Consider the following 12,653-nt stretch of genomic DNA (forward strand, 5'->3'; position numbering starts at 1 on the left):
AAGCCATGACAACATGCTCCTAAGGGTGTATTTGTTATATTGAGGGTGTGGCTAATAAAGACATCCTGGCCGAGCTTGAAAGAAGGCTCGATAAATTTTCAATTGACGGCACATATTAATATACCAACGGAGATAACCATTATACGGTAATGGATCGACTGGCCTTTCACTAGTTAAATAATTCGTGCTAAGCTAGGTCGCGACACAAAAACAACTGACAAAACTTTTGTCAGTTGTTTTTGTTAATAGTCAGAAAAGCTATTCGGCGGTTTTCAGTATGATATAGTGGGCAGGATCAGCTCTAAAAAAGCTCATAGTATTAAAGCGGCATTGCTGGCTGGATACTTGACTAAGGGATAGCTTGATAAGCCTGCCATTCACTTATCACAATCATGATGGCAACAGCGGATACCAATGCAATAAATAGTAAATCCCCCATGCTTAATTTGCTTTTCATACTTTAACCTCGATGTTATTTAATCATTTATAAATCTTACTTAGATTCCTTCAATTGCTCGATTCCTTTGGTCCCTTTGATTTCCGAAACCCTTTTAAACTTCCCTTTTTCTGGGAACCCTTTTTCTAAAATCCCCATAATATATTTCCTGGGACGCAAAATGATCTCATTGAGTATTAACCCCGGACAAAAAAATCGACACCAAAATCTCTTTATTAGAAGTGATGGAAAGATTACCAGGGGTAGAATAAGCCACGCAACGCCAAAACCTTGTAACCCAAATAACGTTGAATAAGGCTCATAACCGGCAAAGCCGGGGGATTGAAGCAAGATGGCAGCCAATAATGCCAAATATACCAATACATATCTAATCTTTGAGGCGTTTGTTTCTATTTTTTTGTTAGAGCACTTAAAATTCCCTCCGCCGATCTTACTTAAGATTTCCTGCAAAGCACCAAAAGGACAAAGCCAGAAGCAATAGAGGTTCCTACCGGCCACAAAGGTAATAATTGGAACACCGATTATCAGAATATACCAGACCAGATTTTCCTGGATGGAAGGGAAGTTACCCATTAATAGGGCAGCAACGTTAGCCAGAGAAAAAGGAGTATTAAATTTAAAGCCTATAAAAATTAGGCTACCAATTAAGGTTACCCATCTTAACTTTTTGCTTTTTAATACAAGCCCAATTAACATCAAAATAACGAGCAACAGTACAGATATTTCTTTTAAACCAAACTTAAAAGCAACTTCCTCATCCGAAACACTCAATTTAAACTGGGTTCTTGCTACAGCGTGACTTCCTTGGGAGATTGCCTTAGCTATTCCGCGGGAGGTATAAGTTGCCCCAGAGACACGATCAATATCTTTTTCAATGTTCAATGGTTCAGTAATGTCCTTGCCAATAAACTGCTTTAGATAGCCATGTTTCAAAACCATCTGAACAAAAGAAGGTGTATCTTTATAGTTTAAAATAATTGCTTTTTGAATTTTCCCTTTCAAATCAATTCCTGTAGCCATCTTAATCGGGCCGCCATAACCCACTGCCTGATCAATGACTACATAGCCAACTCTTTGCATTTTTCCATCTCCCCCTTGAACTATTCCCTCATATGTTAGAGGAGAAGACGTGACCTTTTGGAAGGATTGGGCTTGAGGAAGGACTTCTTTGGCAAATGGCAGCAAATCTTTTTCGGGTATCACCCAACTAACAAATAATGAAATTACTAATGTCAATATAGCAATGATCTTAATCACATTTTTTGTTTTATTCTCTACTTTTTTGTTAATCATCGTGACTTTACCCCATCTTTTGTACCAAATAAATGTTCGTCTGAAGGTTCAACCAGCATATCTGTTGGAATCAATAAATCCATACAAAGGGGAGGCGTTCCCTCCCCTTCGTTGTAATAAAACTTTTAATCTTACCTTAAAACCCTTTATGATAGCTATATTGCCAAGTACTTATTTGCATTACTTAGGGCTTTATGCACTCTGGCTTACTCCATCAGTATGATTTTTTTTAGATGTAGGAATTCCTCTTATAATTACTATCCTGGTTATCGCTCCGATAACAACTGCAATACCCCCAAATATAAGAAGACCTACTCCTGCAGACCGGAGACTACCTTCTAAAACGCAACTCCATGACCAAGCAACAGCAAACAATAAAACCAGAAAGCTTACGGTAGCTCCTGTCCAGCCAAGCCAAGTAATGGATAATTTCGTATTCTTTCGTAAGATGTTAACACCCCAAACAAAACCGGCAACTAATAATCCCAGGATAAAAGTCATCAAGGCCATTTTCTTTGCCTCCTTTTATTTTTTATTTCTTCCACCAATCTGCTATCGCTTGTTCGTCATACAATTTTCCGTATCCAAAAATATCATCCATATTTTTCATGATCGGTGTAATGCCAGGTGTCCCTGTTACACTCCTAACTAAGGTATGGTGCCAACCTTCTGGCTTAGTATACGGACAAGAAGCTATACAAGCTCCGCAGCATGAACTGATGTTGTCCCCACCCCATGAGCTAAAGCATTTTACCGGGTCCATATACCATCTTTTTATCCCCGAATTTTGCATATCCCCACAAGGTCCGTCAGTTGTAGGCGCATCACTGCTAATAGCTTGAGCAGGGCATTGATCGGCGCATTTTTTGCAGCTATTGCAAAATTCAGTTACGCCGAATGATATAGGTTTATCATGATTTAAAGGCATATCAGTAAATACTTTACAGATTCTAACACTTGGACCAAGATCAGGCGTAACAAGCAGCCCCATCCGGCTGTATTCCCCTAGACCCGCCTGAATAGCCATAGGTATAGATAATGCCGTGTCACTTCCTATTGGGACCGCATGATATCCCAGATCTTTAATAAACATGGATAAACTAAACGCAGCAAATCCCATCTTGGCATAAGCCAATCCTACTTGAGTCGATCCTAAAAAGGTCGGGGCACAACTTATTCCTTCATACTCCATGGGAATAGTCATTACGATTGCGTGTTTGGGTTCAAACCCAAAATCTGAAGGGATAAACTTCTTGGCTGTACCATCAGTAACCGATAATGGGTTAGGATCAACATAAGCAAGCGTTTCATTATAAACAAACCGTCTGTCAAAAGATGCAATACCGACACTATGGGCACCGAACGTTTTAGCCATTCTTTTTACTGCCATTGTTCCTTCTTCTGCATTTTTTACACCGGGAGAATGAATATTCCTCTCAGGATCGCCCCACCTAAATGCAAACTCGTTCACTTTAGGATGCCAGGTAAAAGGCCCTTTATTGGCGACGCCGGCACCATTGACCCCTTGAAAATAATATTCAAAGGCAAAGCATGCACGTGCAGCCGCACCATCAAGTACAGTATAACCGGGCGAGCCATCTTTCAAATAACCACTCCATCTTGCTGCATAAAAACTTTCTTTCGCTGCTTGAAGTGATTTGTCTCCCAATGCGAGCCGACCATATATACTCCTTTGTCCGGTAAACGGTTTGTAGTTTGCAGGGATATCAAAGGGGAATTCATCCAGTGCCTTGGTCGTCCCTGCATATACCTGTTTTGGATCGATAAGTGACCTCCCTTCCAATGCAGTAGTTGCAGCGGCAATTGCAATACCCGTAGAAGCTCCGGCTCCGAATTTAAGAAATTGTCTGCGATTAACTTTTGTTGCCGGTTCATCAGTATTGAATTTTTCTTTAGCCATAACCTAACCCTCCTTTTTTTCTACATTATATAAAAAAGTAACTATCACGTCTTTTGCATAAAAAACGTATTAATAGTCTTTATAATTACGATTTTAATATAGCATTAACAACAAAAAAAATGGCACTAATGTGCCGAAAGTAAGTTCCCCAATAAAAATTCTAAAATGTTTCTTCAAAGCTAGGTTGTTCATAAATCTTACGGGAAAACAGTATTTTTCTCCCTTGTTTTTTAATAATTCCTTGTTTGTGGTATTCACATAGTATTTTAGAAATTGTAGTACGGTTTACGTTTAGAATTTCGCTCATACACTCATGGGTCAGATTCATGATGGGTTCAAGCCATTCTTTCTGGCTGTCATAATTACTTGCTGATTTTAACAAGAGTGTTAGTCTTTCTTCAACATTTAAGAAACTAATTGAAGCTACTCTCTTAAAAGTATAATAATGCCTCGCACAAGACTGTCTCATTAACTTGAGCGCAAATTCGGAGTCTGCTAAGAATAATTCAATTGCTCTATCTTTACTGAGATAGTAAACTTCACTATCGGTAACGCTAATGGAAGAATATGTAATTGGCAATCCAGAAAAGAGGCTCATATCACCATAAATACAACCCTCCTTAAAAAAAGTCATGATCTTTTCGTCACAATACTCATTTCGAATAACAGTTTTTATAATTCCTTTATAAATGAAGTAAAGCCGGTGGCTTAAATCATCTTGGACCGTATTTACTTCTCCTGGCTTAAGCACTTTTCTATATCCGTTTTTACTAAATATCCGAGTGAAATAATCAAAATCATCTAAAAATTTTTCGGTAGGAAAAAAAAGCATATGCCAATCCCCCCCTATTTATAATATTTTGAATCAGGACTATAAAATTTCATATATTATACCCAAATTATACTCTATTAACTTTGATAATAATGTCTCCTTGAAAACAAATAACTAACAGCCTAACCTACAAAAATGAAATAGGCTGCAACAAAATTGATAGGTCTTGCGTAATTTAAAAGGGGCCATCTCACCACTCATTATTTACTTCAATCTTGTTTTAATTTCAGCTCCGGCCAGAATTATCAAAGGCAAAATGACCTGAAAAGGCAAAGCGAAATATTTATAAATATCCAGCCAATCATACATTTCAAGTATATTGGCAAAAAGAATAATTGCCAGCGTCATCATTAACAATCCCACGGGGATTGCCAGCTCTTTATAATTTTTAATATTTACAATCTTTGATATTCCCATTGAAGCCGCAAACATACATACACATAATTTTACAAAAAGATCAAGTAAGAACGCCAGACCGATTAGAACTTCTATTCTGGTAAAAAACTCCCCCAATGATATTACGCTGACTGCAGCATAAGAAGCAAAATAAAACATGCCGAGTGATAATCCTATAACGGCATTCCTTAAACCTGCAGCTAGAAAAAAAAGTGTGCTGATAACAATGCCATAAATATAAATTTTGTAGGGGTTGCTGTTTGCTTTTACCGAACCGAATAAAGTGGTAAAGAGTACTGTTTCAGCGAAAGGAAATGAAAATATTGTAAAGGCGCTTCCCATTAAAATATTAAATTCGGTGCCCGCAACAGGCTTAAGGTTGCTGAAATCCATGGATTTTACAGATAAAAAAAGGGTCACCAACAATGACACGAATACGACCGGCAGGGCAACTCTGGTCCACCTTCCCAATGTCTCCACACCGCTTTTTATCATCCAGACACTCAGTGTAAAAAGGAAAACCAAAGGGACTATCTTTGGTGTTTCCGACATGGCGACGACGTGAATAAATTCTGAAAAATTCCGCATAAGCAATGAGCCCAGAGATATTGCGTATAATACGTATAAAGAAATTATGGCCCTTCCAAAAAATTTTCCGAAGACGTCAATGACAATGGCGTAAAGGTTTTTGCCCGGATACAAGCTTACAATTCTTGCATACACCATCATCATTGGGGCAAACAGGACCAGGCCGATAATAACCGCCAGCCAGGTATCCTGTTTTGCTTTACTGCCGGTATACATAACCGAGTTGCCTAAGATGAACATAATCAGAATGTAAATTGCTTGTTTTGTTGAAATTAAATTTTTTTGCATCACTTTGTCCCTACTTTATTCCCAAAATCCAGATGATAATGTCTTTAACTGGCTCTGCCGGGCTGGGAATCTTGACACCCAATCCATACAGGATATTTATAACCAATGTAAATAAAAAAACTGGCATATAAATAAGTAAGGACTTTTTATTATCCCTTTTCTTTTTCATGAGGGGTATTATGTCAAAAATCAGTATAGCAAGGTATAAAAAGCTACAAATCAAAATATAACGCAATTTCATCCACCAACTTTAGCCTTCGATTTCAACAGCCCGGTGTTGATTATTTCCATTTCTGCTGAAACCTCGATATTGAGTGATTGAAACAAACTATCCCATTGCGGTTTTATTTTTTTCCAATAATCAGAATCGTTCTTATATATGGCGCTTCCGAAACCGAAGATATCACTGTCATATTCCCGTTGAACCTTTGTAATCAATTGTTTAATATTTGCTTCAATGGTTGCTGATGCTTTTTCTTCTATTTTTTTAATACCGCTTTCCGTATTAAGGTCGGCTGATGTTTGCATTTCACTCAACGCAACTTGCGTTTTGATCTCAATTTTCATTTCAGGCAATTTACCGGTTAGAATCGGTGTGACTTTTGTTTTGCTGTCTATAATCTCAAGGCTTATATCAGGAGAGGCAGATTCCATATTAATTATAAGCAGCCCGCTAGTCACCTGGTTTTTTATAAAAACCAGGTATTTTGATTCATCGCTCCCAAGATAACCAAGCAGCTTGTCTTTTTTAAAAACTGCCGTGCCACCAAGTTCCGTGATTTTATCGTTATGATTATTTGCAATATCCAGCGCAGGTAGTATTAATGAGATTCCTTCACCACCCAACATATTATTGGCCTGGTATAATTGCACAGATGCTGTTTTCGACAAAAACTTGGGATTGTTCTTATCTATGTTACTAAGAGCATAAGAAGTTATGGGATCGTTAAGACTTTTTTGTTCGATCACCTCTTTTGCTGTCTTCTCTTTGGAGATAAAAAGATTAATCGTGATTCTGGGTTCAGAATCTCTGTTAAGCCAGTCCAAAACCGGGGCTATGCCTTCGTGTGCCAACTCATTGCTGATGATCACTGTTTTACAGTCTCCGTAATACAGTTTTTTATCGGATCTCTTTAGGGCATTTCTGACCGCGTCAAATATTGTATTTCCATCCGATTCAATTAATTGGGATTTTACAGTTGGTCCCTGCGTACCGTCACCTCCTAATTGACCCAATATCTCGAAAGTCAGATGATATCCGGTACCGTCGCTACCTTTATCAAAGGCCGTTCCGGTAACAACTGCAAGGGTTTCCAGTTCTCTGTAATTAGCGCATCCCGACATCAGTATTGGAATAAAGATTGACAAGAAGATTAAAACTTTTCTTTGCCTTTTCATTCCGGATCACCGTCTGAATTGCTTCTGGTTTTATCAACAGCCATAAATTGGGGCCTTTTCATCATATTCCACCATGGTGACCTTATATACATATCTTGTTTACTCTGTAAGCCGTTCATAATAGGGATTCCAAAAGACCGGATGTTGAACAAATATATCATTAGACCCATCATGCCGAAAATATATCCGTATAAGCCGAGTATCGAAGAAAGACACAGCAATATAAAGCGTATGATAATAATTCCGCCCTTAATTCTGGGTATCAATAGACCGGTAATACCTGCTGTTGCCACGATGACAATCACAGGTGCGCTGACTAGCTTAGCATCTACGGCAGCCTGTCCGACAACAAGAGCGCCGACAATACTCAGAGATTGACCGATATTGCTGGGCATTCTGTTTCCTGTTTCCCGCAATATTTCAAACATAATAAGCATCAAAAACATTTCAACTACCGTAGGCATAGGAACACTCTGACGGGCCATTATAATACTCATCATCAATGGTGTTGGCAGTATTTCATGGTGAAAGCATGTTATGGCCACATAAACAGCCGGTGCACTTATTGTCAACAAAAACCCGAAGATTCTTAACAACCTGCCTATCGACGCAAAAAAATAATTGAGATAATAGTCGTCACTGCTCTGAAAGTGCTCAATGAAAAGATGGGGCAGAGTTAACACAACCGGTGTGCCGTCCAAAAACAGCGCTATCCTGCCTTCTAAAAGCTTCGCTGCAACAGTATCAGGTCTTTCTGTACTTCCGATTGTCTTGATGGGGGAATAGGGTTCTTCGTCGATAAGTTCACTGATATAATTGACATCCAACGTACCGTCAATTGAAAGTTTATCGAGCCTTCTTTCAAGCTCGGCCAGAATATCTTTATTAGCCACACCCTCAATATAACAAATACACCCTTTTGTTTGCGTTCTGGCTCCGAATACCTTGAATTTGATTTTTAAATCCTGTGTTCTGAGTTTCCTCCGAAGCATCGTTAAATTGGCCATGATGGATTCATTAAAGCCTTCACGCGGACCTCTTAAAACCCTTTCTGCCTCAGGTTCTGCAATGGCTCTGGTTGCCCAGCCTTTTGTATTTAATATAAGAGCATCACTGTATCCGTTAACCAGCAGCACCGAATCCCCATACACAATAGCCTGAATGATTTGATAAAAATCAGATGTTTTATCAACGCTGCCGGATAAGGTGACCTGCTTGGCAATAACATTTATAAGGTCGGATGCTTTGGGATCGAACTCATGTTCCAAAAGCGGCTGTATAATATCTTCATTTAATAATTTGTTATTAACCATGCCATCAATATAAAAAATGCAGCATTTAATCGTAGTATCCGCTTGATTTTCAATATAACGGGTGATCAGTGTTTGATCATCTTTAAAAATGTTTTTGATGAGATCAATATTTGTATTTAAATCAGTCGTTAAAATTGGCCGGTTGTTATCTTTAATCTTTGAAGCGTAAATTTTCCGAATCCACATCCAAAATACACTTCCATCCGTACTGTGATGCATGGCTTCAATACTGTATTGTACCAATAAGACATATAGTTTATTCATTTTTTCAGCTAGCACTTTTTTAGGAGCCTATCAAGGCAGCAGGTATCTTCAGCTAATAGGTTACTTGATTTTGGACATTAAAATTGTTCAGACATAACCAATGCAAAACTTTTTCTTTTAAAAGATATAATTCAAAGGACTGGTCGGTAGGAAAGTATTTTGTGAATTCCTCTGACGCCGCCTCATCCTCTGTGTATTTCGCTTTTTCTAGAGCAAATTCTTCAGTGGCAACTTCAATCTGTTCCATGTTGCAAATCTCATTGATCACCAGGTTTTCCATAATCATTCGTCTGGTTACTCTTTCGCATTCCATTCTAAAATATGCGTCGTTTTCATTAATTTGCATTATTCGGTCAATGTCAGGAGAACTTGAATTCATAATTGACCTTTTAGTTTGTTCAATTATCTTATTTAAAGCTTGATCAAACTCATCTTCATCAAATTCGTAACTGGAATTTTCGATAATCGTTTTCAGAACTAAGTCCCTTTTTTGTTGATAAATATTGGCTAAACCTCTGGATTTCAATATAGCCGCATACTTTTCTTTCATTTCGTCCAAGGTACGGCAGTCCGTTTCCATTTTTTGTACTAAGTCATCTGTGATTTCCGGGATTTTTTTATAAATAACATCTGTAATCGTTGCGTATAAATTAACTTTTTTATTCCTGATCCTTTCAATGACACAGGTCTCATCAAAATCGATTTCCATGCTAAAGCTTTCCCCCAATTTTTTGCCGATAGCGTTCATAAACTCTTTCAAGTAACTCTTATCACCTACTTTATACTGCAGTTTGTTTTGGCAAAATTCTGGGACTAAAATTCCTCTTTCCTTAGCCTCGACTTTAATTATGATGACATCTTCCTCTTCGACGGTTGTGTTCTGCTTGCACCAAATATTCACGGTATTTAGGATTGATTCAAGTACTGCTTTTTCTAAATCTTTTTGATCAAACCCTTTCGGTTCAGCCAGATTTAAATTTTTGTATTGACCAAGAATAAATTTATGCATTGTATTCCTCCTGTAAATATTATAACTATTTAAATTCTATCCCATAACTCCAAAATAAAACTTAATCATGATATACTTTTTGGATCATCAGGTTCTAATATTAGGGAAAGAATTTGCACTGTGTTGCTCATAATATGAGGAAGATGGCAGTACGAACTGATAAAAGATGAGCTGAAAAAATTGGGCTAGATAGGTTAAGGGGACGTCGCGAAATAAAGTTTCGTTACGTCCCCTTCGTGGCCGTGTTTAATCACAGCCTTCAGTTGAAAGCAAAAATATTTTTAAGCAATAAAATTAAATAGGTTAATTTTATTCTTCTTCATAAAGCATAAGGTATTTATTTAGCTTTTCCACATCATAGACGATAAGCTTTTTCCCGTCCTTCCCTAAGATCTTTTCGTTTTTAAGTTTTTTAATGACATTGCATACCGTTATAAAATGCAACCCGGTAATTTGTGAAATATAGTTCTGCGGCAAGGGGATGTCAATAAGACACCTTCCATCCTCATATACACCTACCTGTAAAACAAGATTTCTAATCAGATGACATATTCTTGTTGTAGCTGTATCATAGGTTCTTTCTACTAACTTTTCTTCAAAGTAGTTTGATTTTTGGCTTAAACCCTTAAGGATTTCTAGCGCAATCGTATTGTCATTGGAGATGATCTGCAGAAGCTGTTCACTTGTAAACATACATGTTTGGGTATTGCGAGTTGCAATAATTTGTAACGGACTGTCTTCCGAAGGAAAAAGCTCATTAATGATAGCATTCTTTTCGGCAAAGTATTGAAAATGTTCCCTGCCACTTGAAGAAAGCCTGGAAACTTTAACTTTACCATCAATAATTAATAATAGTTTTTTCAAATACTGTCCTGGAAGGATTATGGGATCTCCCTTTTTAAAGGTACACATTTCGCCCAAATCACAATAATCAATTAATGCAGGTATACCATAGAAATTTTCCGGCAAGTAGTTTCTCTCTAAATAATCCATAATCATGCCTTATTTTTCTACTGCATAGAATATAAATTCATTAGTTATTAGCCGGGATTTTAATTTTGTACAATTCCGGCCAATCAAGCCACCACTTAAACCTTGGAATGACCTCTGTGCCATACCCAAACATATCGTCAATTTTAACCAGTAGATTTGCAGATGTACGACCGCTGGCGCCGATTGTAATACCCGCTTTATGGAACCAGGAGTCTTCCTTGGAGTTCCAGGGGCAGACCTTCATACATTGGGCACAGCAGACACCTTCTTCATTTTCAGCTCTGAAATGTATACAAGCGTCCAGATTAAAATCCCATCGCTTATAGCCATTATGAACTATTTCATCATCATCATAGCTGATGGCCTGAGCAGGACAGGTTTGGGCACATTTTTTACATACACGGCAGAAGTCCTTTGCGCCAAATTCAATCGGTTTATCAGGAGCTAGCGGAAGATTTGTCGAAACACATGCAATCATGTGTCTGAAACCTAGTCTGGGATGAGCTACCCCCTGAGGTACCCTGGGTTGTTCACCAAGACCGCTGGCAATAGCAACCGGAGGGATAATAACATATTCTTTTCCCTGGTGAGAAGCAACAGCTTCGTAACCGAGAGCTCTGATATATGCGGCTATGGAAGTGACAATTCCTGATAGCATCATTGTTGCTCTGTTGGATTGAGAATTGGCGATACCGTCATAGCCGGTAGATCCCAAAAATGTTTCAAGATGTTTATCAACCGATACACAAATGGTATATGGATGAGTGGCAGCACTTACAACATTAGGCTTACAAACTTCTTCGTAAGGCTTTCCTGCTATCATACCAGGCTTATCTGTAACCATGGTTTCCCAAGGGGCGAACTCCGGTGTCAATCCTATACCAACTTCGTCGGCATTTAAAAAATAGGCAACGTCTTTAATGTTCATAGACATTTTTTCCGGGTCAGGAATAGGCAATTTATCTTGTGCCGGTTTGCCTTCACAAAGTGTAACTAAATTATTTTGAACAGTTGCAGTTCCGGTAGCCAGCGGATAGCGACGGAAATCAAAGCTCAGTATACCGTATTTTGCTTTCGGTCCCAGCTCATTACGTAATGCCCTATTAAAACCGCCGTCATACTGCCGAAACTTAGATATCTCCCCAACAATTTGCGTAGAACCTAACCATTCTTTGTTATGATTAACGTAGTTTACACTAATCCCACCATAGTCCGCTTCCGGTTTCAGCATAGACCATTGCCCGGGTTTTCCTTTTTCATAATTCACCTTGTAGCCGAGCTCTGCTGCTTTAGCTACGCCAGGAATTGCAGTTGCAGCCAAAACACCGGCAGTTGCAGCTAAAGCGGTACTACCTAACAGAAAACTTCTTCGACTCATCTCTTTTTTATTAGTGCGATTTTCTTCTGCGTTCTTAACGTCCTTATTCACTAAGACTTGCCCCCTTTACTTTTGATTTACCTAAGAAACCTAAGAAGCGAGCCAAAATCAAACCAAGTATGACTGCGCTACCCATAAACACGAAGATAGATACACTTACTGCCTTGGCATGGCTATAACCGGCATTAAGATAGATAAAAGATACTCCTGTCCAAAAGTCCAAAAAGAAAATAACATAAAGAACCCAGTTAACCACCGTTAACCATTTTTTACCAGATTTCGCTTTGGGTAACATAATGTAAATAATCCCTGCCACGAAAAGAGCCCCAGCTAAAAAAACAAGAAAAGTCCCCATAATTTCACCTCCCTACCTCATATTTTTTTCATAATAGTCCTTAAAAATAAGTATAGCTATTACTAAAAATATTTCTGTCATATTTCTAACAAAAATCTCAATTTTGTCAAAAGCACCTAGAGAATTCGGAAAATAATTTTGCATAATACATTCTGGCTTATATTGAGC

The 12,653-nt window shown here is 38.2% G+C and carries 11 protein-coding genes; all 11 read right to left on the reverse strand.

Annotation, left to right across the window (positions count from 1 at the left end):
• Window positions 1–493: 493 nt before the first annotated feature.
• The 11 genes from AB3489_RS11680 to AB3489_RS11730 all read right to left on the reverse strand — a co-directional run bounded on the left by AB3489_RS11680 (window position 494) and on the right by AB3489_RS11730 (window position 12,485).
• Window positions 494–1,750, reverse strand: coding sequence for an FMN-binding protein (locus AB3489_RS11680; protein ID WP_368293026.1), 1,257 nt, complete (start codon window positions 1,748–1,750; stop codon window positions 494–496).
• Between the two features lie 192 nt (window positions 1,751–1,942).
• Complete coding sequence (locus tag AB3489_RS11685) at window positions 1,943–2,260, reverse strand: 1,1-dichloroethane dehalogenase (RefSeq protein WP_368293027.1); 318 nt, start codon at window positions 2,258–2,260, stop codon at window positions 1,943–1,945.
• A 22-nt stretch (window positions 2,261–2,282) separates the two neighbouring features.
• The gene (locus AB3489_RS11690; RefSeq protein WP_368293028.1) at window positions 2,283–3,671 is read right to left on the reverse strand and encodes a reductive dehalogenase; all 1,389 of its coding nucleotides are present in this window, start codon (window positions 3,669–3,671) and stop codon (window positions 2,283–2,285) included.
• Between the two features lie 160 nt (window positions 3,672–3,831).
• On the reverse strand, window positions 3,832–4,503 hold the full coding sequence (locus tag AB3489_RS11695) for a Crp/Fnr family transcriptional regulator (RefSeq protein ID WP_368293029.1): 672 nt from the start codon (window positions 4,501–4,503) through the stop codon (window positions 3,832–3,834).
• Between the two features lie 204 nt (window positions 4,504–4,707).
• Window positions 4,708–5,775, reverse strand: coding sequence for an endospore germination permease (locus AB3489_RS11700; RefSeq protein ID WP_368293030.1), 1,068 nt, complete (start codon window positions 5,773–5,775; stop codon window positions 4,708–4,710).
• A gap of 237 nt (window positions 5,776–6,012) precedes the next feature.
• Window positions 6,013–7,173 (reverse strand): Ger(x)C family spore germination protein, encoded by a 1,161-nt coding sequence (locus AB3489_RS11705; protein WP_368293031.1) that lies wholly within the window; start codon window positions 7,171–7,173, stop codon window positions 6,013–6,015.
• Entirely contained in the window at window positions 7,170–8,750 is a 1,581-nt protein-coding gene (locus tag AB3489_RS11710; protein ID WP_368293032.1) for a spore germination protein, read from the reverse strand. The genes AB3489_RS11705 and AB3489_RS11710 overlap by 4 nt, the downstream gene beginning before the upstream one ends.
• Window positions 8,751–8,802: 52 nt before the next feature.
• On the reverse strand, window positions 8,803–9,759 hold the full coding sequence (locus tag AB3489_RS11715) for a hypothetical protein (RefSeq protein WP_368293033.1): 957 nt from the start codon (window positions 9,757–9,759) through the stop codon (window positions 8,803–8,805).
• 309 nt (window positions 9,760–10,068) lie between these two features.
• Window positions 10,069–10,752 (reverse strand): Crp/Fnr family transcriptional regulator, encoded by a 684-nt coding sequence (locus tag AB3489_RS11720; protein WP_368293034.1) that lies wholly within the window; start codon window positions 10,750–10,752, stop codon window positions 10,069–10,071.
• A gap of 40 nt (window positions 10,753–10,792) precedes the next feature.
• Window positions 10,793–12,181 (reverse strand): reductive dehalogenase, encoded by a 1,389-nt coding sequence (locus AB3489_RS11725; RefSeq protein ID WP_368293035.1) that lies wholly within the window; start codon window positions 12,179–12,181, stop codon window positions 10,793–10,795.
• Complete coding sequence (locus tag AB3489_RS11730) at window positions 12,174–12,485, reverse strand: dehalogenase (protein ID WP_368293036.1); 312 nt, start codon at window positions 12,483–12,485, stop codon at window positions 12,174–12,176. Before AB3489_RS11730 ends, AB3489_RS11725 begins: the two co-directional genes overlap by 8 nt.
• Window positions 12,486–12,653: the final 168 nt, after the last annotated feature.

Origin of the sequence: Dehalobacter sp. TBBPA1, assembly GCF_040931655.1 — a bacterium.
GTDB classification, from domain to species: Bacteria; Bacillota; Desulfitobacteriia; order Desulfitobacteriales; family Syntrophobotulaceae; genus Dehalobacter; species Dehalobacter restrictus.

What these genes read in the sequence shown, in the direction of transcription:
- AB3489_RS11680 (WP_368293026.1), bottom strand. Translation starts at nt 1,750, where the DNA reads ATGATTAACAAAAAAGTAGAGAATAAAACAAAAAATGTGATTAAGATC.
- AB3489_RS11685 (WP_368293027.1), bottom strand. Translation starts at nt 2,260, where the DNA reads ATGGCCTTGATGACTTTTATCCTGGGATTATTAGTTGCCGGTTTTGTT.
- AB3489_RS11690 (WP_368293028.1), bottom strand. Translation starts at nt 3,671, where the DNA reads ATGGCTAAAGAAAAATTCAATACTGATGAACCGGCAACAAAAGTTAAT.
- AB3489_RS11695 (WP_368293029.1), bottom strand. Translation starts at nt 4,503, where the DNA reads ATGCTTTTTTTTCCTACCGAAAAATTTTTAGATGATTTTGATTATTTC.
- AB3489_RS11700 (WP_368293030.1), bottom strand. Translation starts at nt 5,775, where the DNA reads ATGCAAAAAAATTTAATTTCAACAAAACAAGCAATTTACATTCTGATT.
- AB3489_RS11705 (WP_368293031.1), bottom strand. Translation starts at nt 7,173, where the DNA reads ATGAAAAGGCAAAGAAAAGTTTTAATCTTCTTGTCAATCTTTATTCCA.
- AB3489_RS11710 (WP_368293032.1), bottom strand. Translation starts at nt 8,750, where the DNA reads ATGAATAAACTATATGTCTTATTGGTACAATACAGTATTGAAGCCATG.
- AB3489_RS11715 (WP_368293033.1), bottom strand. Translation starts at nt 9,759, where the DNA reads ATGCATAAATTTATTCTTGGTCAATACAAAAATTTAAATCTGGCTGAA.
- AB3489_RS11720 (WP_368293034.1), bottom strand. Translation starts at nt 10,752, where the DNA reads ATGGATTATTTAGAGAGAAACTACTTGCCGGAAAATTTCTATGGTATA.
- AB3489_RS11730 (WP_368293036.1), bottom strand. Translation starts at nt 12,485, where the DNA reads ATGGGGACTTTTCTTGTTTTTTTAGCTGGGGCTCTTTTCGTGGCAGGG.